The sequence below is a fragment of the Pseudomonas sp. NFX183 genome (genome assembly GCF_047943075.1).
In the GTDB taxonomy this organism is placed as follows: domain Bacteria; phylum Pseudomonadota; class Gammaproteobacteria; order Pseudomonadales; family Pseudomonadaceae; genus Aquipseudomonas.
Map to the genome: position 1 here is coordinate 4,838,511 of NZ_CP181333.1, position 22,828 is coordinate 4,861,338.

The following is a 22,828-nucleotide window of genomic DNA, read 5'->3' on the forward strand; positions in this document are numbered from 1 at the left end:
AGACGGATGATCGCCAATGGCAGCTCTTCGAAGTGAGGTGAAAGCCTTTATTGTTCAGGCTCTCGCGTGCTTTGACACACCTTCTCAGGTGGTTGAGGCGGTCTTAAAAGAATTCAACGTTGTTGTCACTCGTCAGCAGTGCGAATCACACGACCCAACAAAGGCAGCCGGTAAGGCGCTGGGCGAGAAGTGGGCAACGATGTTCCGAGAGAGCCGCAAGCGGTTCCGCGAAGAGACTGAAGACATCCCGATCGCCAATCGAGCCTTCCGACTGCGCGCCCTGAGCCGCATGGCTGAGAAAGCCGAAGGCATGAAGAACATGGCGCTCACTGCCCAGCTATTGGAGCAGGCTGCCAAAGAGTGCGGCGACATCTACGTCAACCGGGCACGGAAGGAAGAGGCCGGTGATGAACCGGTGATCCCGACCCGCATCCAGGTCGACGTGGTGGATGCGAGGAAGCCGAATGCCGAGCCTTAACGTTCCGCAGGCTCAGTTCCTCACGCTGCCTCACAAATTCCGTGCGTTCGTTGCCGGGTTCGGCTCAGGCAAGACCTGGGTGGGCTGTTCGGCACTGAGTAAGCACTTCATGGAGTGGCCCGGCGTCAACGCTGGCTACTTCGCACCGACTTACCCGCAGATCCGGGACATCTTCTATCCGACCATGGATGAGGTGGCCTACGACTGGGGGCTCAAGACCAAGATCAACCAGGCGAACCACGAGGTTCACATCTACAGCGGTCGGCAGTACCGCGGCACTGTGATTTGCCGGTCGATGGAGAAACCGCAGACGATTGTCGGTTTCAAGATTGGTCACGCCCTGGTGGATGAGCTTGACGTACTGACTGCCATCAAGGCTCAGCAGGCCTGGCGCAAGATCATTGCCCGTATGCGCTACAACCTTCCGGGGCTGAAGAACGGCGTGGACGTCACCACGACGCCGGAAGGCTTTAAGTTTGTCTTCCTGCAATTCGTGAAGCAGTTGCGCGACAAGCCGTCACTGAAAGAGATGTACGGCCTGGTGCAGGCCAGCACGTTCGACAACGAGCTGAACCTGCCGGATGACTACATCGCCTCTCTGATGGAGTCATATCCGCCCCAGTTGATCATGGCGTACCTCAAGGGCCAGTTCGTCAACCTTACGTCGGGAACGATTTACACGGCTTACGACCGCAAGCTCAACGGGTGCTTCGACACCGTGCAGCCCGGCGAGCCGCTGTTCATCGGTATGGACTTCAACGTCGGGAAGATGGCGGCGATCACCCACGTCAAGCGCGACCAGGGGTTGCCCAGGGCCGTGGATGAGCTTATCGACGGTTACGACACGCCCGACATGATCCGCCGGATCAAAGAGCGCTACTGGCAGCACGACGGCAACGACTTCAAGAAGACGTGCGAGATCAGGATTTACCCGGATGCCTCGGGTGATTCACGCAAGTCCCTGAACGCCAGCATCACCGACCTTGCCATGCTCAAGCAGGCCGGGTTCGCGGTCATCGCTCCAGCGGCAAACCCGCCCGTGAAGGACCGAATCAACGCAATGAACGCCGTCTTCTGCAATGCGCAGGGCGAGCGCCGCTACCTGGTCAACCCGTTCACCTGCCCAACTTATGCCGATGGCCTGGAGCAGCAGGTGTGGGGCGCGAACGGGGAGCCAGACAAAACCGCCGGCATCGATCACGCGAACGACGCCGGCGGCTACTTCATCCACCGCGAGTACCCGATCATCAAACCGGTCACCGCTATCAAAATGGGATACGCCCGATGAGCAACGACGTCTCCTTCAAACGGGCGGAATACACGGCAGTCCTGGACCGCTGGGCGACCGTTCGCGACGTCTGCGCGGGCCAGCACCGGGTAGTCGATCGGCTGCCGTACATAAACGCGCACGACAAGTCGCCGGAGAACGAAGACCGGAATCGGGCTTACCGCGAGCGGGCGGTGTTCAAGAACGCAACCGGGCACACCCGTAACGGGCTGCTGGGTCTGGCCTTCCATAAAGACCCGACACTCACGGTGCCGAAGAAACTGGAATACCTGCAGGACAACGCCAACGGCTCCGGAGTGAGCATTTATCAACACTCCCAGGGCACGCTTGAAAAGGTGCTTGAAGCTGGTCGCCACGGTCTGTACGTCGACTATCATCAGGACGACGGCATCGGCGGGCACTCGGTGATCCTGTCCTACTGCGCTGAAGACATCATCAACTGGCGCACAGGCATGGTGAACGGTCACAGCGTGCTGACGCTGGTGGTCCTGCGCGAGTCGCCGGAGATTCCTGACGGCTTCGGCTACAAGACGGCTGAGCAGTACCGGGAGCTGGCGCTTGAGGATGACGGCTTTGTTTGCCGCGTCTGGCGCCGGTCCGGTCCGAAAGGTGGCGGGCCGCTTGCGGTCATCGACGAGTTCAAGCCCGAAGGCGTAACCGGTCGCCTCAAGGAGATCCCATTCACCTTCGTCGGCGCGCAGAACAACGACCCAAGCATCGACGAGTCGCCGCTGTACGACATCGCCATGATCAACCTGGGCCATTACCGGAACAGTGCCGATTACGAAGACAGCGTCTTCTGGTGTGGTCAGGCTCAGCCGTGGATCAGCGGCCTTGATGAGCAGTGGCGCGACTGGATGGAGAAGAACGGCGTCTATGTCGGCTCCAGGGCGCCGATGATGCTGCCGGCGGGTGGTGCATTCGGCTACGCACAACCGGCGCCGAACACGCTGGTCAAGGAGGCAATGGCCGATAAGAACCAGATGATGATCGAACTCGGCGCACGGATGGTGGTGGCTTCACTTGCCACCAAGACAGCTACCGAGTCGCGCGGCGATCAGTCGGCATCCACATCGGTGCTCGCTGGCTGTGTGGCAAACGTCAGCGAGGCATACACGCGAGCCATCATGTGGTGCTGCGCTTACATGGGGATTGCCGACAAAAAGGTTGCCTACCAGGTCAATCAAGAGTTCGTAGAGCTGACGGCTGATCCGCAGATGATCGCTGCGTTGGTTTCGCTCTGGCAGCAACGCGGTTTCGCTAAGGCCGACTTGCGGGCCTACCTGCGCAAACTTGGCCTGATTGCGCCAGAGCGTACAGACCTGCAGATCGACGGCGAATTGCAGGAGCAGGGCGACGGTCTAGGCCTGGACGATGAGGACAAACCAAATGGCGGCAAACCAAGCAATCCTTGACGCCACGATCCGGCACGCGGTCTTCCTCGAAAAGCTCAAGGCGGGGGAGGTGGGCAAGTTTGCACCCTTCCTCAAGGAGATTGACCGATGTATACGGGATCGGCTGATCCAGTCGGACCTGACTGAGTACAACGTCAAGCGCCTGGAAGCGCTGCTGAAAGAGGTGGATAGCCTGCTGCTGGGCATCTTCGACCGCTACAGCGCGCAACTGAACCTCGACCTGGTGGACATCGCCAACTACGAGGCCGAATTTGAGGCGACCAGCCTTGCCAGGTCGGCGCCGGTTGGCGTTTCGCTGGATGTGGTCGCGCCGACGGCCGCTGCAATTCGCACCGCAGTGCTGACGAACCCGCTCAGTGTACGTGGCACCGGCGGCGGGAAGCTGCTTAAGGCCTTCATCAAGGGCTGGACCAGTGCAGAGCGTGAGCGCGTCACCGGCACGATCCGGCAGGGCTTCATCGAAGGGCAGACGAACTTCCAGATCATTCGCAACATTCGCGGCACCAAGGCGGCAGGGTACAAAGACGGCATCCTGGCCACCACCAACCGCAATGCCAGCACGGTCGTGCATACCGCGATTCAGCATGTGGCCTCCCAGGCGCGGATGGAGGTCGCAAAGGCCAACACGGATATCGTGCAAGAGATCCAGATGGTGGCCACGCTGGATAGCAAGACCAGCCAGTTGTGCCGCTCGATGGACAAACGCAAGTTTCCGGTGGATTCCGGCCCAAGACCGCCTTTCCACCCTAACTGCCGCACCACCTTCATTCTGTTGACCAAGCTCAGCGCGATGTTCGCCAAGGGCGCAACGCGTGCCTCGGTAGGTGCTGACGGCGGAAAGCAGGTCAGTGCTGACATCGATTACTACCACTGGCTCCAGCAGCAGCCAGCCTCGTTCCAGGACGAGGCAATCGGTCCTATGCGGGCCAAGCTGTTTCGCGAGGGTGGTCTAAGCGTTGAACGCTTCGCAGAGCTGCAGCTTGATCGCAACTTTGCGCCATTGACTCTCGCGCAGATGAAAACACTGGAACCACTAGCGTTCCAAAGGGCAGGCGTCGGCCCGAATTGATCCTAAGGCGTCTGATATCAAGCCCCACGCCTCTCTGTACTGCTCAAGATCGGGCAAGTGCTTCAGGTCCACCTTGCTCCAGCCCTCAGATCTAGGAAGGGCCTGGATCGTTGCTACTGGCAAAACATAGTAATGCGGTGGGATAGGCTGCTTTTTTCCGTCTGGAGATCCGCGATTGAGGAATACCGCGACCACAAATTCGCAATCGAAGTTTTTGATGGGGAATCCAGTCGCACCTGTTCTCCAACGGCTTTTTACCTGAACTCGAACGGAAGAGTTTTGCGCAGCGTCGGTAGCCACGATGTCGTATCCAGACATGTTGGTATAAGTCTTGTAAGCGGCGATTTTGTGAATCAGCAATTGCCCTAGCACGAGAAATTCAGCTCCTTCGCTTTCCAGCCTTGTGTCCATCCGCGCCATAACTTTCACCATTTTTATCGCCCCTGAAATAGGGACGCGATTTCATTTGCCTGCGAGGCAGGCTAATCCAAACCCAAGGGGTGCATCAACGTGGCAGAAGAAAACGAAATCGACCTGGAAAACCCGGCAATCAAGGCCGCTATCGCGACTGCCGTTGAAGCATCTGTGTCTGGTCTCAAAACCAAGAACTCGGAACTGCTGGGCAAGCTGAAGGAAACTTCCGGCAAGCTGACCCAGTTCGAGACCCAATTTGAAGGCATCGACATTGACGCCGTCAAAGGCCTGCTCAGTCGTGCGGGCCAGGATGAAGAAACCAAGCTGCTGACCGAGGGCAAGGTGGACGAGGTCTTCAGCCGCCGCACCGAGCGCTTGCGCGGTGACTACGACAAGCAGTTGAAGACCATCAGCGAGCGCGCCGAGAAGGCCGAATCCTTCGCGGCCAAGTTCCAGGGCAAAGTCCTGGGCGACTCCGTGCGCGGAGCAGCACTGAAAGCTGGCGCTCTACCTGAAGCAACCGACGACATCATCCTGCGCGCCAAAGGCGTGTTCACCCTTAACGAAGATGGCGATGCAGTCGCCGTTGATGAATCCGGCCAGGTCATCCTCGGTAAAGACGGCAAGACCCCTCTGACTCCGCTCGAATGGGCGGAATCTCTGCGCGAAAGCGCACCTCACCTGTGGCCAAGGGCTTCAGGGACATTTGCCCCGGGCGGGGGTGGCGGCAAGGCTGCATTCAAGCGCTCCGAAATGACCTCCGAGCAGAAGCGCGACTTTCAGCGCAAGCACGGCCAAACCGCATATCTCGCATTGCCCAAGTAAGGGGATTGACCCATGGCTACAACCGTTAACAGCGACCTGATCATCTACAACGATGAGGCGCAAACCGCATACCTGGAGCGTGTCCAGGACAACCTGGACGTGTTCAACGCATCGTCCAACGGCGCGATGGTGCTGGACAACGAGCTGATCGAAGGCGACTTCCGCAAGCGCGCGCTCTACAAGCTGAACGGCTCTCTGGAGCATCGCGACGTCAACTCTGACGGCAAGGTAACTGCCAAGAAGATCAGCGCCGGCGAAGCTGTCGGCGTCAAAGCTCCCTGGAAGTACGGCCCGTACCAGACCACCGAAGAGGCATTCAAGCGCCGCGGTCGTCCGGTCGAGGAGTTCTCCCAGATCGTCGGCGCCGACGTCGCTGATGCGACCCTGGAAGGCTTCATCCAGTACGCAACTGCTGGCCTGCGTGCCGCCATCGGCTCCAACGCTGATATGGTGGTTTCGGCCAACATTGAAACCGATGGCAAGAAGACGCTGACTCGCGGTATGCGCAAGTTCGGCGACAAGTTCGGCCGCATTGCTCTGTGGGTCATGCACTCCAGCGCCTACTTCGACATCGTCGACGAAGCCATCACCAACAAGATCTACGAAGAGGCCGGCGTAGTGATCTACGGCGGCCTGCCGGGCACGCTGGGCAAGCCTGTACTGGTGACCGACACCGCGCCGGCGGATGTGATCTTCGGCCTGCTGCCAAACGCCGTAACCATCACCGAGTCGCAGGCGCCGGGATTCCGTTCCTACGAAGTGAATGATGAAGAAAACTTGAGCATCGGTTACCGCGCGGAAGGCACCGTGAACATCGATGTGCTGGGTTATAGCTGGAAAGCCACCACCGGCGGTTCCAACCCAACCCTGGCTGCCGTCGGCTCCGCTGCCAACTGGGTCAAGCATGCGGGCAGCAACAAAGTCACCGCCGGCGTGATGATTACGCTGACCGCAACGCCTCCTGTTACTGGCGGTTAAGCCTCAAACTCAACGCGCGGTCAGCAATGGCCGCCTTGGAGAAACACATGGAACTGACTTACAGCAACCAGCTGAGCGGCTTCGACCCGGAGAAGCGTTACCGCAATCCGGAACACTTCGATAAGCCCGAAGCGGGTGTGACCAGCGTGCTGGTGATTGGCGATTGGCCGAGCGTGGTTGAAGCGTACGGAGCAGTCGGCATTGACGTGTCGGTGAAGGAAGCCAAGCGGGCGCAGATTGTTGGTGCGGGCAACCAAGCCGAACTGGAAAAGGTGATCGCGACTTTGCGTGCTGAGCATGGATCGATCCAGATCCTTGTTGACGGCCTGGAAGCTGGCGAGATTCAACGTCCCGAGTCAGGCGACCTGGCGTTGCGCTTGTTTGACGTGCTCGGCACCATCCATGCTTCGGTTGATGAGTTGACCACTGAACGTGACGGCCTGGCCTTCACTGTCGACGCACTTCGCGGAGAGGTTGAAGCGCTGAAGAAGTCTGCCCTCACGCTGCCGGCTGACGAGGCCGGTGAAATCGCGGCGCTGAAAGCAAGGCTCGATGAAGCCAAGGTCCAGTATCGGGCCAACGCCTCGAAAGAATCCCTGGAAAAACTCGTCGCTGAGCTGCCCAAGGAGTAATACTGCGGGCTGTCGGTGATCCGGCGGCCAATCTTCAAACCATTCCAGCGAGTTGACGCATGACACTCATCATCGAGGACGGTACCGGCAAGCCTGACGCCGAAAGTTACGCGAGCGCTGAAGACCTGGCCCTGTATGCCGTGAAGTTCGGCACGGTCATCCCTACGGGCGCTCCCGAGCAGGAAGCGTTGCTGCGCCGGGCCGCCTTGGTGATGGACGGCATGACTTGGAAAGGCCGCAAGACCAGTGGCGAGCAGGCCTTGTCCTGGCCGCGCCGGGAAGTGCTGCTGGATCACGAAATCAAGCCGAACAACTACCTTCCGGCGCGCATCCAGTACGGGCAGATGGCCCTGGCCGCCGAGATCCATCAGGACGACATCGACCCAATCGACAGGCGCAAAGGCGCTGTGACGCTGGAGCGTGTCGAAGGTGCGGTAACCCGCGAATACGCGACGATTTCCAACACCAGCGGCCGACTGTTGCCGGCGGCGCCTGATCGACCGAGCGCTACGCAGTTTGCCGACTACCTACAAAAGCGCGGGTTGTTCGCGATCCGCGCATAGCTGCAACGGAGACCACCATGGCCACCTTCTACGACGAAATGGCCGCGATGGCTCTGGATATGATCACAGAGTTCGGCCAGCCCGTGACCATCAGCAAGACGGAGCCGGGCGAGTACGACCCGGATATCGGCGGCGAAGCGCCAGGCGCAACTGTCGAGCAAATCGCCCAAGGCATCCTGCTCGACTTCACCGGCCAAGAATTCCAAAACAACGGCCTCATCAAGCAGGGCGACAAGAAGCTCAAGATCGCCGCGCAAGGATTGGCTTGGGTACCGGGTCTGCTCGACAAAGTCGTAGCCCAAGGCCGCACCTGGTCAATCGTCCCGCCGCTGAAAGAGGTTAACCCCGCCGGCACCCCGATCCTGTATGAACTGCAGGTGCGGTCGTGAGCCGGGCAGGCGCCGGCCAGTCCGGTAGCTTCGCCCTGAGCCTTGCCGAGTTCGCCGCCCAGGCCAGCGAAGCCATCGACGCGAGCTTGCGAGAAATCATCATCGAGATTGGCAGCAGCATCATCCGCATGTCGCCGGTGGGCAACCCTGAAATATGGGCTGCCAACGTCGCTCATCGCGATGCCAATTCCCGCGCTGCCGATGACTACGACTTCAAAGTCGCCGTCCGTAACACGCTCATCAACCTGAACGAGTCGAACTTCACGAAGGCAGGCAACCTCAAGCGCGGCGTGAAATACGCCAAGCCGCTGACAAAGACTGAGCGCGACCAGAATTTCAACGTGAATGGCCTGGTCGCCGGTCAGGACTATGTCGGCGGCCGCTTTCGGGCGAACTGGAATTTCTCTATTGGCTCTGTCGACAACAGCTTCCGCATTCACCCGGACCCGACAGGAGCTGAGGCGACTGCGCGGCTTGTGGCGGGCGCCATTGAGTTTAAGGCCGGCGAAACGGCTTTCATCGTAAACAACTTGCCCTACGCGATTCCGCTGGAGTTCGGCCATTCCACCCAGGCCCCCGGCGGCATGGTCCGGGTAACCGTGGCTCGCTTTCAGCAGATAGTGCTGGAGGCCATCAGGAACAACCAGGTATGAGTCACGCACGCGCCCGTCAGGCAATCGAAACGAAGCTGGCCGCATGGGCGGCTGCGCGCCCGATACGAGTGGCCTACCCAAACCAGCCTTTTACACCAAGCGCTTCTGAAACGTATCTGCGAGCTTTCCAACTGCCGGCCAGCACAATCTGCCGCTATCTCGGCGGGGAGGCCTACGAGTACGCCGGTGTTTATCAGGTCAGCATCGTCTGCCCCTCTGCGCAGGCCATGGCCACTGCTGAAGCGCTTATTGACGAACTGACCCGGCTGTTTCGCGTCGACACGCCACTGGCCCGCAACGGTTTCGTGGGCTTGATCACCGAGCCAGTAGATCAAGGACCAACTATTACCGAGTCGGCGACCTACACGGTCCCGGCCAGCTTCACCTATCTGGGTGTCGCAGACCAACCGCCCGCTGGGGCATAACCTACCGCCGTCAGGCGGGCACTCAAGAGGAAATACACCATGGCCGCACGCTTCCCGCTGCCGAACGGCGCTGTGCTGGAGATCGCCAGCGTTTTGGGATCTGCTGTCCCATTCACCGCCTTGACCAATGCCAAACCTCCAGTCGCTGCATCTGTTGGACACAGCATTGAAATGGGCGACATCTTGCTGGTCAACTCTGGCTGGGCGCTCATCAATGATCGCGCTGTAAAAGCATCCGGGATTACTGCCGATGCCTTTTCCTTGGCAGGCCTCAACACCACCAACACAGACAAGTACACCGTCGGCGCAGGTGCCGGCTCAGTGATTCCTGTGTCCGGCTGGACGCAGATCTCGAAGGTCACGTCCTTCACATCGTCCGGTGGTGAGCAGCAGTACCAAACTGTCGGCTATCTGGAAGACGATGACGACAAACAGTTCCCGACCAACCGCAACCCCACCACGATCACCATCGTAGTAGAGGACCAGCCGACAGCTCAGTATGTGGAAACCGTCGAAGGTTATGACGACACCAAGGAGCTGGCGGTCGTCCGCATGAAGCTGCGTAACGGTGATCAGATCCTCTATCCGGGCTATGTGAGCATCACCCCTGACCCGACCATGGAGCGCAACAACGTCATGACGCGCACGATCAGCATCGGGCTTTCCGCTCGTTCGCTTCGTTATCTGGCTGGCGCATAAGGACTTCCCATGGCAAAGATCAGGATCGCCCAGAACCCTACATTCAAGGCATTCGTGCAGATTCCAATTGTCGGGGAGGAGCCCGAAAAAATTGAGTTCACCTTCAAGTATCGGGATCGGCCGGGACTTGCCGCCCTGTTTGATGATTGGAGCGCGAAGGGCAAGGAGATGCGCGCCAGTTTCGTTGAAGGGACCACATTGTCTGATGTCGTCTCTGCCGAGACCGAGCTTCAGGTGCAGCAAATCAAGGATCTCGTCGTCGGGTGGGGCTTCGATGACAAGTTCGACGACAAGAGCATCCATGCTCTTGTGAAGTCCTGTTATGGCACCGCCGAAGCAGTAATCAACGCCTACCAGAGCGCTTTTAGCCAGGCGCGCCTGGGAAACTGAGGGCGGCAGCCAAAGCAATGTACGAAAGCGGCCCATCTGCTGAGCAGTTGGGTGTTCTCGGGCTGACGGCTGCCGACCTTGACGATGAGGATGTCGAGGTCTGGCCCTGCAACTGGCCGGCGTTCTTCCTGTTCAGCCGGATGTCGACTCAGTGGCGCGCGGGCTCCGGCGGCGCGATCGGTCTCGACTACAACTGCATCCGCGACGTGGCCGGCTTCCTCGGTATCAAGAAAAAGAAACTCGCTGAAATCTTCCCTGACCTTCAGGTGCTGGAAGGCGAAGCCCTGCGCGTCATGGCGGAGGAAAGGGAAAACAGCCCGTGAGCACGGGCACTTATTCAAGGTGAGTCGATGAACATTGCAGAACTCGGCGTCAAGATCGACTCGGCCGATGCAATCCAGGCTAAAGCGAGCCTGGATGATATGGCGAAGGCCGGCGGCCGGGCCGAGCAGTCCGCCGTTTCGCTGATGAACGAAATGCAGGCGCTGGAGAAGTCGCTTTCCACCAGCGCCAAGACTACGCAGGACCTGGCAAAGCAGCGTGACGCGCTCACCAAGTTGACCAAGACCGGCGCCTACGGCGAGGCCGAGGCGGCGAAGATCTCGGCGCAGCTCGATAAGCAGCAAATCGCCTTGGCCAAGTCTGCAATGGACGAACAGAAGGCCCTGAACAGCCTGCTGGGTGCCATTGACCCGGCCCGCGCCGCATTGGCCAAGCTGGATACCCAGGTCGAGCAACTGGGCAAGCACCTGGATGCGGGCCGTATCAACCAAGAGCAATACAACCAAGCCCTAAAGAAGATCGATGGCAAGTATGCCGAGATCGACAAGACAAGTTCGGCGTTTGCCGGCCTCGGACTGAACACCAAGGCCGCCCGGCAGAACGTGGTTCAGCTGGGAAACGCTCTGGCTGAAGGCAACATCCGCGTTGCAGCGCACAACATTCTGGAGCTGGGGACCAATGCCGGTTCATCGGCAATTCGGATCGCGGCAATGGCCGCGCCTATTGGGCTGGCTGTCGCAGCGGTCGGCGCACTCGCTTATGGATTTGTTCAGGGTAGAGCCGAAACCGACAATTACAACAAGTCGCTGATCCTCACCGGCAACTACGCAGGCGTCAGTGCCGGACAGCTCGGCGATATGGCGCGCCAGGTCAGCGCTACTGTCGGATCTACGGGGCAAGCAGCCTCTGTCCTGGCCCTGCTGGCTGACAACGGAAAGATCGCAGGTGCGAGCTTTACCGAGATCACTCAGGCCGCCGTGTCGATGCAGGAAGCCACTGGCAAAGCTGTGAGTGAGACAGTAGGGGAGTTCTCCAAGCTGGCGGACGACCCTGTCAAGGCGTCCGCCGCGCTAAACGAGCAGTACCACTACCTGACTGCCTCGGTTTACTCGCAAATCGTGGCCCTGGAAAAGCAAGGCGATCACGCCGGCGCCGTGAAGCTCGCGACCGATGCCTACGCTGATGCGATCAATGAGCGCACTCCAAAGATTCTGGCAAACCTCAGTCTTTGGGAGAAGGCGTACAACGCCGTGGCGCGCGCCGCCGACGGGATCAAGAATATTGGTCGTCGCGACATCAACGCGGATATTGAAAGCGCGAAGGCGGACCTGCTTGAAGCGCATAACATGGACGGTTTGTTCCAAAACAAAAAGTCCAAAGACGCGCTGATTGAGTTTCGGCAAGATCGCCTGAATATGCTGGAAGATGAGAAGGCGGCCCAAGCCGATATCGCGAAGTGGGAGGGTGACCAAGCCAAGGCCCAAGGCGAAGCCGTATCATCGATGGCTAAAATCGATGCTTTGACTAAATCGTCATGGACGAATGAGCAGAAACGCGCCGACGCCCTCAAGGACTACAAGAAACAGCTCGACGATATCCGCAAGGTAGCGCCGAACGATCCTCGCCTGGCTCAGGCAACGGTCGACAAAAACATCGCCAATATCAACGACAAGTTCAAAGACCCGAAGGCCGCCGGTTCCCAGGTGGACTTAACCAGTTTCAACAACGCTAAGAACGACCTGTCGGCGATCACCGACACCTACAAAAATTACCAGAAGGAACTGGAAGCGGCTCAAAAGGCTGGCTTGCTGTCCGAGGAAGACTATCTGCTGCGGCGCCAGGCGCTTATCGGCAATCAGCTCGACCAGACAACGGCGGCCTACGAGGCCGAGATCGCCGCCCTTGAAGCCGCAAAGGGGATGAAGACCACGTTGGCCGCGCAGACCATCCAGCTCGACCAGAAGATCGCTGACGCGCGAGCGGGAATGGTCAAGGCACAGAAGGACGCTGATAGCCAGCTTGAAGTGCTGGCGACCAACGAGACCGGGCGCCTGGCGAAGCAAGAGCGCGCGATCAGCACCTACGTGCAGGCACTGGGGCAGCAACAACGAGCCCTGGAGCTTGCCGGGCAGCGCGCCGTGATTGGCGTAGGCCAGGGTGACCGTCAGAACGCACTCAGCGGCGAACTGAACAACCAACAGGACCGATTTGCTCAGCAGTCGCTGGAGCTTGCCAACCAGAAGTCTGACCCGTCGCGGAACATGTCGGAGGAAGAGTTCAAGCGTAAGTCGCAAGCGCTCGCCGACGCGAATAAAGCTGCCACTGACCAGATTCGGCAGAACTACGCGGATGTGGAGAGCGCCCAGGGCGACTGGACGAAGGGCGCGACAGCGGCTTGGGACAACTATTTGGATTCGGCGCGGAACATCGCCGGGCAGACGAAAAGCCTGTTCGGCAACGCCTTCAGTTCGATGGAAGACGCGGTAGTCAACTTCGCCATGACTGGTAAAGCATCGTTCTCGGACTTTGCAAAATCGATCCTGGCTGACATGGCGCGCATAGCAACGCGTCAGGCCAGCTCGGCATTACTGAGCAGCCTGGTGGGTTCCGCGGCGAGTTACTTGGGCGGCAGTGCCGCCGTTGGCAATGGGCTGGCTGCTGGATCAGCTGGTGCCGCGTCTTCAAACCTTGGCGCCTCGGCTGGCGGCTATTCCGGGTCCTACTTCCCGCAAGCATTGGGCGGCGCCTGGTCGGGCGGAGTGCAGATGTTCGCCGACGGCGGCGCTTTCACCAACTCGGTCGTCAGTAAACCCACAGCTTTTGGCATGGCCAACGGCAAAACCGGCGTTATGGGGGAGGCTGGAGCAGAGGCGATCATGCCACTGACTCGCACATCCAGCGGCAAGCTGGGTGTTATGGCCATGGGCGGTGGCGGGGCGGGTGCAACGCAGATCAACGTCGCGGTGCATATCGACGGAGACGGCAACGCATCATCCTCCGCCGACGCGCCTGGCTACGACCTGTTCGGCAAGGAGCTGGCGGCTTTTGTGGAGCAGAAGTACCAGCAGATGCGCAACAAGGACATGGGCCAGGGCGGCGTTATCAACAAAGCAATCAAGGGGCGCTGATGGCAATCGAACGATTTACATGGGCAACGGAGAAGGGCGCGGAAGGGGAGATTACCCAGCGCGTCCGGACCAAAAAGTTCGGCGATGGCTATGAGCAGTCGGTCGAGGATGGACTGAACAATCAGTCGGAATCCTGGCCGGTGACGTTTACCGGTATGGGCACGCGAATCCTGGAGATCAGGAAGTTCCTCGACAGGCATAAGGGGGCAAAAGGCTTTCTCTGGACGCCGCCCCTCGGCGAGCTTGGCCTCTACAAGTGCAACGGCTACAAGCCAGTGCACCGCGGCGGCCAGGTCTACGCCATCACCGCTACCTTCCAGCAAACCTTTCATCCCTGAGATAACCACCCATGGCACTGATCACGGACATCCAGAAACTGGAGCCCGGCGGCGAGATTCGCCTGTTCGAAATTGACGGTACCGAATACGGCGCCGATTACCTGCGCTTCCACGGTCATGCTATCCCGCACACGCCGGACGAACTATTGGCATACGAGGGATCAGAAGCCGATCTGCCGGCTAAGTCGATTTGGTGGCAGGGTGCCGAGTACGCGGCCTGGCCGGTGCAAATTGAAGGTATCGGTTCCAGCAGCGACGGAACAGCCACTCGCCCGACATTTGCCGCCGGCAACATCAATGGGCGTGTCACAGCGCTGTGCCTGGCGTTCGAGGACCTGCTGAAGTTCAAGCTCACTGTCCGCGAGACGTTGGCGCAGTATCTGGATGCAGCGAACTACCCGGAGGGCAATCCGACTGCAGACTCGACCCAGGAGGCGCTGGAGATCTGGTACATCGACCAGAAGACCAGCGAGGACGGCGAGGCGGTGGTCTGGGAGCTGTCGTCTCCTGGTGAGATCGACAACCATGGACTTCCCGGGCGCCAGATGACGACGTTCTGCCACTGGGCCATGACCAATGGTTACCGAGGGCCGGACTGCGGCTACACCGGCGCGGCCATGTTCGACGACGAAGACAACCCCACGGATGATCCGGCCAAGGATCAGTGCAAGGGCTGCCTGTCGTCCTGCAAGTTGCGATTCGGCGAGAACAACGAACTGTCCTTTGGCGGATTCCCCGCCGTGTCTCTCATTGCCCGGAGCTGACCATGCGCAAGCACATCATTGCGGCCATCCAGGCGCATGCGGCGACGGAGTATCCGCGAGAGTGCTGCGGCCTGCTGTTGGCCGTGGGCCGCGCGCAGAAGTACTTCCCGTGCCGGAACATAGCCAAGGAGCCGAACGAAGAGTTCCGGCTTGACCCCGAGGACTACGCCGCGGCGGAAGACTTGGGCGAGGTGATCGGCATCGTCCACTCGCACCCGGACGCCACCAGCAGGCCCTCACCGCATGACTTGGCCATGTGTGAGGCCACGGCTTTGCCATGGCACATCCTGTCTTGGCCCGAGGGTGACTTGCGCACGATTACGCCGGCGGGTAGCACGCCGCTGCTCAAGCGCCCGTTCGTGCACGGCGCTTGGGACTGTTGGCAGGTTTGCGCCGATTGGTATCAGCGGGAATGGGGGCTGAAGTTTGAAGCCTTCCAGCGCGTCGATGGCTGGTGGGAGAGTGCAGAGAACGTAAGCCTGTACGAGCAGCATTACGCGGCAGCCGGCTTTGTGCGAGTCGACCGGCCACAGCGCGGCGACCTAATCGTCATGCATGTCGGGCGGACTGTTCACCCGAACCACGCTGGGATTTACCTGGGCACAGACCCGGCACTGCCCGATGAAGAGTCGGGTACGTTCGGCGTCGGTCCATTCCTACTACACCATCTTTACGGAAGGCCATCTGAGATCATTGTCTTTGGCGGATCTTGGTATGACCGAACCAGCTTGATTCTCCGGCACAAAGACGCCATGAGCCAATTGAAATAATTTTATTTAGCGCCAGAGTCGCTGAATTCTGCAGCCTCTAGATGTTGCAGCATCGTCGCTCAACTATACTGTGCACAGCAAAACCGTTTTCCCCTCGGATGTCCTCAATTTTCGCCAGAAGATGCCGATAGGACTGGTGTGATCACAGAGGCGATTTCCTATGTTCAACGCTAACCTTAAGAAACAGCTTCAATTTCAAAATAATGAGCTGTTGGAGCTGCGCCAGCTGCGCGATGGCCTTAACCGTGAAATGTTAACTTTGAGTATCGACTCAACGTTTAGAATTACGGCATGTAACGACAATTTTGGAAAAGCACTGGGCTATGCTCCGGATAGTCTTTTAGGTCGCGCAATGGCAGAGATTGTGCCGCAGTACGTATCCAAACTAGAGTGCTTTCATAACTTCCGATCCGCGGTTGCCGCAGGCAGATCGATCACCGACGATTATAGGTACCTTCATGCTGATGGCTCATTAGTCTGGATTCATGCACATTGGCAGCCAATCAAAGATGAGAGTGGCCAGTTGAGTCATGTTACTTGCTACGCTACTAACATTACTTCTCGAGTAGAAAAAGCTTCGGAAAATGCGTCATTTATTGAGGCGCTACTACGTTCTACAGCGGTGATCGAGTTCGATCTCTCTGGAAATGTACTGATGGCAAATGATCAGTTTTTACAAGCTATGGGCTACAGCCTAAAACAAGCAAAAGGGAGCCATCACCGAGTTTTCTGTAAACCAGAGCAAGTTTCATCCCAGGAATACAAGGATTTCTGGTCAGCGTTGAATAGAGGTGAGTTTATTGCCGGCCGATTCGAGCGCTTAGACAGCCGCGGCCAAACGGTGTGGCTGGAAGCAACCTACAACCCTGTTTACGACACCGAAGGTAAACTTTGTAAAGTAGTAAAGTTCGCGACTGTGGTGACGGATCAGGTGGCCCGTGAGCAAGAAGTCAGCGGGGCAGCCCAAACAGCGTTTGAGATATCCCAGCAAACTGATATCAGCGCACAGCGAGGAGCTGTTGTCGTAAACGACACTATGCACACAATGCGTAAAATCGCCGCTGACATGCAGGCAGCCTCTGGGGGAGTAGAAGCGCTGGGCAAACAGTCATTGTTGATCAGCTCGATTATTCAGACGATTAGCAGCATCGCTCAGCAAACCAATCTTCTGGCTTTAAACGCTGCGATTGAAGCCGCTCGCGCAGGTGAGCAGGGTCGAGGCTTTGCCGTTGTGGCCGACGAGGTTCGACAATTGGCTGGGCGAACCAGCACGGCGACAGAAGAAATCGCATCGGTAGTTTTACAGAATCAGAAGCTGGTAGATGAGACCGTCACTGAAATGGCGAATAGCAAATCACAAGCTGAACAGGGCCTTGAGCTCGCCACCCAGGCAGGTCAGGTCATTGTCGAAATTCAGGATGGTGCGAAGCGAGTGGTCGACGCGGTGGGCAGGTTTGCGACCCAGGTTGCTTAGCGAACGAGGTGGTCCGGTAAGGCTGCCATTTTGAGGGCTAGGTTCATTCGTTGGAGAGTAACTTTAAATCGGCCCAGAGGCGTAGCTTCTGAGACAACGCACTATTTGTTGGTGAGTTACTGGATCGCCAGTAAGAGACTGGCGGTACTTAAACTAGCGCGTATTGCAGCGCATCAAATTGATCAAGGCTCGTTTCTGCGGGCCTTTTTATTGCCTGGAGAAAAGCAAATGGCGGCACTTGCCGTTAATTATCAGCCTATGACCACGATCCTGCTCTACGGACAGCTTCGTCAGTTTGGTAAGTCCTTTCGGATGGCCGTAAGGACGCCGGCAGAAGCAGTTAAGGCCCTGTGCGTGCAAATTCCAGGGTTCGAGCGATTCTTGTCCAACGCGAAGTCCCGTGGGATCGAGTTCGCCGTATTTCGCGGCAAGACAAACCTAGCTGAGAAGGAACTTGAGTTCTCGGGGGAGGGTGATATTCGCATTGCCCCGGTGATAACCGGCAGTAAGCGCGGCGGAGCGCTGCAAACCATTGTCGGCGCAGTACTGATCGTTGTCGGGCTGGTCATCACCGGTGGAACCTTTGGCGCGGGGGCACCGTTTGGCTCAGCCTTGATCATGATGGGCGGTTCGATGGTGCTGGGCGGCGTTATCCAAATGCTCAGCCCCCAGGCCGGCGGCCTCAAGACCAGTGCGGCGCCGGAGAATACTCCCGGCTACGCCTTCGGTAGCGCGAAGAACACCACGGCATCCGGCAACCCGGCAGCACTGTGTGCCGGCCGCCGACGCTGGGGCGGCGCGATCATCAGTGCCGAAATCTACGCGGAAGACCAAATGTAGCCCGCACCTGCTGAACAGCGCCGCCCCTTGAGGCGGTTTTTTATTGCCTGGAGGAAAGCATGGGCGCAGCAAAGAAGCTCGACATCTACGGCGCCAAGGGTGGTTCCGAGAAACCGAAAATACCAACCGAAGCGCCGGACAGTCTGCGCTCTGTTGCTATCGCGAAAATGCTGATCGCGGTGGGCGAGGGTGAGTTCGAAGGCATACCGACGGCGCGCGACATCTATCTCGACAACACCCCCCTGCAAGACCCTCAGGGAAACATCAATTTCCCGAATGTGAAGTGGGAGTGGCGAGCAGGAGCGGTAGACCAAACCTACATCCAGGGCATTCCATCTGTCGCGAACGAAACCACTATTGGCGCCGAGTTGCGTAGCGGTACTCCATGGGTCCGTTCCATCAGCAACACACAGCTCTCGGCTGTGCGCGTGCGCTTTGCATGGCCAGCGCTTCAATCTGTGGATGCTGGCAGCAACATCAAGGGTTACGCGATCGGCTACAAGATCGAGTTGGCCACTGACGGCGGCGCCTACCAGGAAGTGCTGAGCGAGGGGGTTTCCGGAAAGACCACCAGCCTGTACGAGCGCAGCCGGCGAATCGATCTGCCGCGCGCAACGACTGGATGGTTGCTGAAGATCACCCGGCTGACGCCCAACCAGAACAACAACAAAATCTCCGACACGATGCAGATCGCCGGTTTCACCGAGGTGATCGACGCAAAGATTCGTTACCCAAATACGGCCCTACTTTTCATCGAGTTTTCGGCCGAGCAGTTCCGCAATATTCCAGCGGTAACGCTCGAGTGTGATGGCCGAAAATGGCAGGTGCCGAGTAACTATGATCCCCGATCGCGTAGCTACACAGGTGTCTGGGATGGGACGTTCAAGGAGGCCTGGACGGACAACCCTGTCTGGCACACCTACGGCATCACAACGAACGACCGTTTCGGCCTGGGCCGCCGCATCAAGCCGTGGATGGTCGACAAGTGGGAGCTGTACCGCATCTCGCAGTATTGCGACCATCTGGTGCCGGACGGGAAGGGTGGCCAGGAGCCGCGCTTCATCTGCAATTTAAACCTGCAGAGCAAGGCTGATGCCTGGTCGCTACTGCGCGATATCTCGGCGATCTACCGAGGGATGACCTACTGGGCTCAGGGCCAGGTATTCACCCTGTCGGATATGCCGCGAGCCACGGACTTCGACTTCGCTTACACCCGCGCAAGCGTGCTCGATGGCAAGTTCACCTATTCCAGCGCGTCGGAGCGCACCCGCTATACCCGCGCGCTGGTCAGCTACGACAACCCGCTGAACAACTACGACACCGACGTCACGGCGGTGACTGACCAGAAGCTGCAGCGGCGCTATGGCGACAATCCGTTGGAGATCAGCGCGATTGGCTGCACCCGCGAATCCGAGGCCCAGCGCCGTGGTAAGTGGGCGCTGCTCACAAACTCCAAGGATCGGGCGGTCACCTTCAAGGTCGGCCTCGACGGTCGTATCCCGCTGCCCGGCTACGTAATTCCGATCGCTGACGAACTGCTGGCCGGTCGGCCGGTGGGCGGGCGCATCTCGGCTGTGAATGGCAAGGTCATCACCCTGGACCGCGACACCCAGGCCAAGCCCGGCGACCGGCTGATCCTCAACCTGCCTGATGGCAAGTGTGAGGGGCGGACTGTGCAACTGGTGAGTGGCCGGAAAGTCACGGTGACCGTGGCTTATTCCGTGACGCCCGAAGCTGAACTGGTGTGGGCGCTGGATGCCGACGACTTGGCGATCCCGCTGTATCGGGTCCTGAGCGTGGCCCGGCCAGAGCCTGGCGTGTTCGAGATCTCGGCCGTGCAGTACGACCCGAGCAAGTTTGCGCACATCGACACCGGCGCGCGCCTGGAAGATCGGCCGATCAGCGTTATCCCGATCACCGTGGTTCCGGCGCCGGCCAGCGTCACCCTGACATCGAGCTATGCCGTAAATCAGGGCATCGCGATCAGCACCATGGACATCTCGTGGCCAGCCGTCATCGGCGCCGTCGCGTACGACGTGGAGTGGCGTAAGGACAGCGGCAACTGGATCAAGGTGCAGCGCACTGGTTCGACCAGCGTCGATGTCACCGGCATCTACTCGGGCGCCTACCTGGCTCGCGTGCGCTCGGTGAGCGCCTTTGAAATTTCCTCAGTCTGGAAGAGTTCGAACCTCACCAACCTGCAAGGCAAAACGGGCCTGCCGCCGGCGGTGTCGTTCCTGCGCACCACCAGCGAACTGTTCGGCATCAGCATTAAGTGGGGCTTCCCAGCAGGTGCAGATGACACCCAGCGCACCGAGCTGTGGTATGGCCCGGCGAACAACCTGGCGGCGGCTACCAAGCTGGCCGACCTGGCGTACCCGCAGGCCGACTATCGCATGCAGCAGTTGCTGGCGGGCGCTACGTTGTTCTTCTGGGCGCGCCTGGTGGACCGCACCAGCAACATAGGTCCGTTCTACCCGGTGGTGAATGGTGTGATGGGCCAGGCCAGTTCGGACGCTGGCCCGATACTTGAACAGATCAAGGGGCAGATCAACGAAACATCGCTTGGGAAGACGCTCAACGACCGTATCAACCTTGTCGACGGCAATGGCCCGGGTTCGGTGAACAGCCGCATCAACACGGCCAAGCAGGAGCTGGAAGGCCTGATTGACCAGATCGTCGACGCCCTTGAGTACGTTCCCAGCAAGGCCTACGCCTTGAACGACATTGTGCGAGTGGGGCAGCACCTGTACCAGGCAAACGGCCCGGTACCGGCAAACAACCCGCCGCCGAACGCAACCTACTGGACCGATATCGGCACTGTAACGCAGACGGTAAACGCCCTGGTGACGCAGGTTCAGCAGAACTCGGCGACGATCAATCAGCACGGCCAGGACATCAGCGCTCAGGCGTCGCAGCTGAATGCGGTGAGGACGACGGTAAACGATCCAGTCACCGGCGTGGTTGCCACGGCGTCGGGTCTGAGCACGCTGAAGGCATCGGTTAAAACGCTCGACGGCAAGGTCTCAACCACGGCCGAGCGCGTTGACGGCATCTATCTGCAGGTCAATCCACCGATGCAGGGCGACGATAGCGCGCTGATGGGTTCCGAAGCGGCCTACGTTGGGGTCTGGTCCACTCAGTCAGCATTGATCGAGGGGGATCTTGTCCAGGGGCAGAAAACCGAGGCCGTCGAGGTGAAGGTGGCGGCGACCGCCGCGGCAGTTGCAGCAGAGCAAACCGCAAGGATCAGCGGCGAGGGCGTGCTCGCGTCCAGCATCGAGACGCTAAAGACCTCGGTGGGTGGCAACACCCTGGCCATCCAGACCAATGCCACGGCCATTCAAACCGTCGACGGCAAGGTCACTGCGAATTGGACTGTGCGGTTGCAGTACGAGGCTGCCACCGGCCTCTACAAGTACGCGGGTATCGGTCTTGGGTTGGAGAACGGGCCGGGCGGTCTGCAGTCGCAGTTCATCATCGACGCCGACCGGTTCGCCATCGGGCAAGCCGGCATCGTGCCCTTTGCGGTACAGGGTGGGCAGACGTTCATTAAGTCGGCTTTCATCCAGGACGGCACGATTACCAACGCCAAGATCGGCAACTACATCCAATCCAACAACTACGACCCGGGGAGGGCGGGCTGGAGACTGTCGTTTGATGGCACTTTCGAAATGAACGGGAATATTCCGAACGTCGGCACCATGAGGCTGACCAATACAGCCCTTAAATTCATTTACGCTAACGGTGTAGTTGGCATTGACTTGAGTCTTTAAAAATGGTCGGACTAGTTATTAAAGATCAAGTAACGGGTTTGGTTAAGGTTGATATGACCATGAGCATCAGTCAGACCCAAGGATCGGTAGTTACAAACGCCGTGAATGGGTCTCTCGCTCTGCCTGCGCCACCTCCAGGGAAAACCCAATACCCTATCGTCGTACCTCTACAAGATAGGCAGCAGGAGAAAGGTAAGCTGCCTGCTGCCACCATTGTTAACGGTGTCCTCTCATGGGCGTATTCGTATAACACCAATGGCTGGGGAAACTTCTCAGTTAATTGCATAATTTATTACGGGTACTATTAATGCCTCAGCTTGCAGTCAAAAAGAGCGATGGAACTCTGCTTTTCGATACTAGCCGTATCACCTATGGACTCGTTAAAAGTGGGTACATGGTTGTTATTGAGACTTGGAGGCGTAGACAGTTAAAGAGCGGTAACGTAGATCCAAGTTGGGGCGGCAACTGGACGGAGCCAACTGTTAGCCAAAGTGTATCGTTTGCTGATGTTATTTATGGGTTCACAGTTACCGGTGCAAAATCACCGATTGTGTTTTTAACTGGGCCAGGGTGCTTGCAGGGTACAAAGATCATTGGCGACTCAATGGTTTTTCTTTACACAAACGCAAGCACTAGCACGAGGTTTTATTGCTTTGATCTAATGCAGGATGTGTTCCCTGGAGGCGGGTATTTGAAGGCCAAGTTCAGTGATGCGAGCGCGTCTTTCAACTCGCTGCAGCCGCCCCTGAATATTGTAGCTGCGGTCCAGGCTCCTCCGCCTACAGGTACGCAAGCAACGATGTATCCAATCCCCACTGCGAGCAGACCTTACGCCGGGGCAGTTCTCACAGTAGAGCAGCGTCAGACCCCGCCAAATTATCAGGTAAACATATTGACGGCGAAGGTTACGATGAACCTCCGGGCCGGGATTGAATACGCGGCGTATCTCCCATGGACTCGCGGCTGCCAAATATGGGTGTACGGCAATAATGAAAGCTACCCTACCTATCGATACGGCGGGAGTGAAGGCGCATACGGAATCGTTGGAGGGATGCAGTTCATGTTTGGGCCAGCAGGGGGAACGCCCCAAGATACTCCGGTGGTTATTACCGGTACGCCGATGCCTCCAAACTTTTCACAAGTTGCGACTGATAGGTTGCCGACTGCTCTTGTTGTAGAGACGGCGAGCCTACCGTTTCCGTTTAATTGAAGTAACACACTTTTTATACTCTTATCAC

22 protein-coding genes and 2 pseudogenes are annotated in these 22,828 nt (G+C 58.5%); 23 read left to right on the top strand and 1 reads right to left on the bottom strand.

The features are described from left to right. Nucleotides 1-16 precede the first annotated feature (16 nt). From ACM530_RS22735 to ACM530_RS22750, 4 genes are read left to right on the top strand one after another with little or no spacing between them, the layout of a single operon-like run. The gene (locus ACM530_RS22735; RefSeq protein ID WP_242201978.1) at nucleotides 17-478 is read left to right on the top strand and encodes a DUF2280 domain-containing protein; all 462 of its coding nucleotides are present in this window, start codon (nucleotides 17-19) and stop codon (nucleotides 476-478) included. After that, nucleotides 465-1,766: a terminase large subunit domain-containing protein gene (locus ACM530_RS22740; protein ID WP_145163871.1), complete on the top strand. Its 1,302-nt coding sequence runs from the start codon at nucleotides 465-467 to the stop codon at nucleotides 1,764-1,766. Before ACM530_RS22735 ends, ACM530_RS22740 begins: the two co-directional genes overlap by 14 nt. After that, the gene (locus tag ACM530_RS22745; protein ID WP_145163873.1) at nucleotides 1,763-3,181 is read left to right on the top strand and encodes a DUF4055 domain-containing protein; all 1,419 of its coding nucleotides are present in this window, start codon (nucleotides 1,763-1,765) and stop codon (nucleotides 3,179-3,181) included. The genes ACM530_RS22740 and ACM530_RS22745 overlap by 4 nt, the downstream gene beginning before the upstream one ends. Beyond that, entirely contained in the window at nucleotides 3,156-4,250 is a 1,095-nt protein-coding gene (locus tag ACM530_RS22750) for a minor capsid protein (RefSeq protein ID WP_416363213.1), read from the top strand. The genes ACM530_RS22745 and ACM530_RS22750 overlap by 26 nt, the downstream gene beginning before the upstream one ends. On the opposite strand, the gene ACM530_RS22755 is transcribed toward ACM530_RS22750, so the two are convergent. Beyond that, entirely contained in the window at nucleotides 4,215-4,682 is a 468-nt protein-coding gene (locus ACM530_RS22755) for a hypothetical protein (RefSeq protein ID WP_242201983.1), read from the bottom strand. The two genes, ACM530_RS22750 and ACM530_RS22755, sit on opposite strands and share 36 nt — an antisense overlap. A gap of 78 nt (nucleotides 4,683-4,760) precedes the next feature. On the opposite strand from ACM530_RS22755, the gene ACM530_RS22760 reads away from it, so the two are divergent. The 19 genes and pseudogenes from ACM530_RS22760 (at nucleotide 4,761) to ACM530_RS22850 (ending at nucleotide 22,800) form a co-directional block, all read left to right on the top strand. Then, nucleotides 4,761-5,489: a hypothetical protein gene (locus ACM530_RS22760; protein ID WP_416363214.1), complete on the top strand. Its 729-nt coding sequence runs from the start codon at nucleotides 4,761-4,763 to the stop codon at nucleotides 5,487-5,489. Nucleotides 5,490-5,501: 12 nt separating this feature from the next. After that, nucleotides 5,502-6,467: a major capsid protein gene (locus ACM530_RS22765; RefSeq protein WP_042572010.1), complete on the top strand. Its 966-nt coding sequence runs from the start codon at nucleotides 5,502-5,504 to the stop codon at nucleotides 6,465-6,467. Between the two features lie 47 nt (nucleotides 6,468-6,514). Then, complete coding sequence (locus ACM530_RS22770; RefSeq protein ID WP_416363215.1) at nucleotides 6,515-7,099, top strand: hypothetical protein; 585 nt, start codon at nucleotides 6,515-6,517, stop codon at nucleotides 7,097-7,099. 59 nt (nucleotides 7,100-7,158) lie between these two features. Then, complete coding sequence (locus tag ACM530_RS22775; RefSeq protein ID WP_416363216.1) at nucleotides 7,159-7,662, top strand: DnaT-like ssDNA-binding protein; 504 nt, start codon at nucleotides 7,159-7,161, stop codon at nucleotides 7,660-7,662. A 17-nt stretch (nucleotides 7,663-7,679) separates the two neighbouring features. Next, nucleotides 7,680-8,051: a hypothetical protein gene (locus ACM530_RS22780; protein ID WP_416363217.1), complete on the top strand. Its 372-nt coding sequence runs from the start codon at nucleotides 7,680-7,682 to the stop codon at nucleotides 8,049-8,051. Next, nucleotides 8,048-8,704 carry a hypothetical protein gene (locus tag ACM530_RS22785; RefSeq protein ID WP_416363218.1) on the top strand — a complete coding sequence of 219 codons (657 nt, stop codon included), beginning with the start codon at nucleotides 8,048-8,050 and terminating at the stop codon, nucleotides 8,702-8,704. The genes ACM530_RS22780 and ACM530_RS22785 overlap by 4 nt, the downstream gene beginning before the upstream one ends. Next, entirely contained in the window at nucleotides 8,701-9,129 is a 429-nt protein-coding gene (locus ACM530_RS22790) for a phage tail terminator-like protein (RefSeq protein WP_416363219.1), read from the top strand. The genes ACM530_RS22785 and ACM530_RS22790 overlap by 4 nt, the downstream gene beginning before the upstream one ends. A 39-nt stretch (nucleotides 9,130-9,168) precedes the next feature. Then, nucleotides 9,169-9,828, top strand: coding sequence for a phage tail protein (locus tag ACM530_RS22795; protein ID WP_028616716.1), 660 nt, complete (start codon nucleotides 9,169-9,171; stop codon nucleotides 9,826-9,828). 9 nt (nucleotides 9,829-9,837) lie between these two features. Beyond that, the gene (locus tag ACM530_RS22800) at nucleotides 9,838-10,218 is read left to right on the top strand and encodes a phage tail assembly chaperone (protein ID WP_145163892.1); all 381 of its coding nucleotides are present in this window, start codon (nucleotides 9,838-9,840) and stop codon (nucleotides 10,216-10,218) included. Nucleotides 10,219-10,235: 17 nt separating this feature from the next. Next, nucleotides 10,236-10,541 (top strand): DUF1799 domain-containing protein, encoded by a 306-nt coding sequence (locus ACM530_RS22805; protein WP_242198619.1) that lies wholly within the window; start codon nucleotides 10,236-10,238, stop codon nucleotides 10,539-10,541. Between the two features lie 27 nt (nucleotides 10,542-10,568). Beyond that, nucleotides 10,569-13,628 (top strand): phage tail tape measure protein, encoded by a 3,060-nt coding sequence (locus tag ACM530_RS22810; RefSeq protein ID WP_369301029.1) that lies wholly within the window; start codon nucleotides 10,569-10,571, stop codon nucleotides 13,626-13,628. Next, nucleotides 13,628-13,966 (top strand): phage tail protein, encoded by a 339-nt coding sequence (locus ACM530_RS22815; protein WP_145163896.1) that lies wholly within the window; start codon nucleotides 13,628-13,630, stop codon nucleotides 13,964-13,966. Before ACM530_RS22810 ends, ACM530_RS22815 begins: the two co-directional genes overlap by 1 nt. 11 nt (nucleotides 13,967-13,977) lie before the next feature. Then, nucleotides 13,978-14,730, top strand: coding sequence for a phage minor tail protein L (locus tag ACM530_RS22820; protein ID WP_145163898.1), 753 nt, complete (start codon nucleotides 13,978-13,980; stop codon nucleotides 14,728-14,730). Between the two features lie 2 nt (nucleotides 14,731-14,732). Beyond that, nucleotides 14,733-15,500, top strand: a complete 768-nt coding sequence (locus ACM530_RS22825; RefSeq protein WP_416363220.1) for a C40 family peptidase — start codon at nucleotides 14,733-14,735, stop codon at nucleotides 15,498-15,500. Nucleotides 15,501-15,750: 250 nt separating this feature from the next. Next, nucleotides 15,751-16,437, top strand: a pseudogene (locus ACM530_RS22830) (PAS domain-containing protein); the annotation flags it as partial. A gap of 102 nt (nucleotides 16,438-16,539) precedes the next feature. Next, a pseudogene (locus ACM530_RS22835) lies at nucleotides 16,540-16,974 on the top strand (methyl-accepting chemotaxis protein); the annotation flags it as partial. 228 nt (nucleotides 16,975-17,202) lie between these two features. Next, a complete protein-coding gene (locus ACM530_RS22840; protein ID WP_145164116.1) occupies nucleotides 17,203-17,814 on the top strand; it encodes a tail assembly protein in 612 nt (203 codons plus the stop codon). 59 nt (nucleotides 17,815-17,873) lie between these two features. Then, nucleotides 17,874-21,590, top strand: a complete 3,717-nt coding sequence (locus tag ACM530_RS22845; protein WP_416363221.1) for a phage tail tip fiber protein — start codon at nucleotides 17,874-17,876, stop codon at nucleotides 21,588-21,590. Nucleotides 21,591-21,897: 307 nt separating this feature from the next. Further along, nucleotides 21,898-22,800 (top strand): hypothetical protein, encoded by a 903-nt coding sequence (locus tag ACM530_RS22850; protein ID WP_242198612.1) that lies wholly within the window; start codon nucleotides 21,898-21,900, stop codon nucleotides 22,798-22,800. Nucleotides 22,801-22,828: the final 28 nt, after the last annotated feature.

Bases quoted from the DNA above. Each gene is read 5' to 3' on its own strand.
- ACM530_RS22735 (WP_242201978.1), top strand. From the start codon at position 17: ATGGCAGCTCTTCGAAGTGAGGTGAAAGCCTTTATTGTTCAGGCTCTC.
- ACM530_RS22740 (WP_145163871.1), top strand. From the start codon at position 465: ATGCCGAGCCTTAACGTTCCGCAGGCTCAGTTCCTCACGCTGCCTCAC.
- ACM530_RS22745 (WP_145163873.1), top strand. From the start codon at position 1,763: ATGAGCAACGACGTCTCCTTCAAACGGGCGGAATACACGGCAGTCCTG.
- ACM530_RS22750 (WP_416363213.1), top strand. From the start codon at position 3,156: ATGGCGGCAAACCAAGCAATCCTTGACGCCACGATCCGGCACGCGGTC.
- ACM530_RS22755 (WP_242201983.1), bottom strand. From the start codon at position 4,682: ATGGTGAAAGTTATGGCGCGGATGGACACAAGGCTGGAAAGCGAAGGA.
- ACM530_RS22765 (WP_042572010.1), top strand. From the start codon at position 5,502: ATGGCTACAACCGTTAACAGCGACCTGATCATCTACAACGATGAGGCG.
- ACM530_RS22770 (WP_416363215.1), top strand. From the start codon at position 6,515: ATGGAACTGACTTACAGCAACCAGCTGAGCGGCTTCGACCCGGAGAAG.
- ACM530_RS22775 (WP_416363216.1), top strand. From the start codon at position 7,159: ATGACACTCATCATCGAGGACGGTACCGGCAAGCCTGACGCCGAAAGT.
- ACM530_RS22780 (WP_416363217.1), top strand. From the start codon at position 7,680: ATGGCCACCTTCTACGACGAAATGGCCGCGATGGCTCTGGATATGATC.
- ACM530_RS22790 (WP_416363219.1), top strand. From the start codon at position 8,701: ATGAGTCACGCACGCGCCCGTCAGGCAATCGAAACGAAGCTGGCCGCA.
- ACM530_RS22795 (WP_028616716.1), top strand. From the start codon at position 9,169: ATGGCCGCACGCTTCCCGCTGCCGAACGGCGCTGTGCTGGAGATCGCC.
- ACM530_RS22800 (WP_145163892.1), top strand. From the start codon at position 9,838: ATGGCAAAGATCAGGATCGCCCAGAACCCTACATTCAAGGCATTCGTG.
- ACM530_RS22805 (WP_242198619.1), top strand. From the start codon at position 10,236: ATGTACGAAAGCGGCCCATCTGCTGAGCAGTTGGGTGTTCTCGGGCTG.
- ACM530_RS22810 (WP_369301029.1), top strand. From the start codon at position 10,569: ATGAACATTGCAGAACTCGGCGTCAAGATCGACTCGGCCGATGCAATC.
- ACM530_RS22815 (WP_145163896.1), top strand. From the start codon at position 13,628: ATGGCAATCGAACGATTTACATGGGCAACGGAGAAGGGCGCGGAAGGG.
- ACM530_RS22820 (WP_145163898.1), top strand. From the start codon at position 13,978: ATGGCACTGATCACGGACATCCAGAAACTGGAGCCCGGCGGCGAGATT.
- ACM530_RS22825 (WP_416363220.1), top strand. From the start codon at position 14,733: ATGCGCAAGCACATCATTGCGGCCATCCAGGCGCATGCGGCGACGGAG.
- ACM530_RS22840 (WP_145164116.1), top strand. From the start codon at position 17,203: ATGGCGGCACTTGCCGTTAATTATCAGCCTATGACCACGATCCTGCTC.
- ACM530_RS22845 (WP_416363221.1), top strand. From the start codon at position 17,874: ATGGGCGCAGCAAAGAAGCTCGACATCTACGGCGCCAAGGGTGGTTCC.
- ACM530_RS22850 (WP_242198612.1), top strand. From the start codon at position 21,898: ATGCCTCAGCTTGCAGTCAAAAAGAGCGATGGAACTCTGCTTTTCGAT.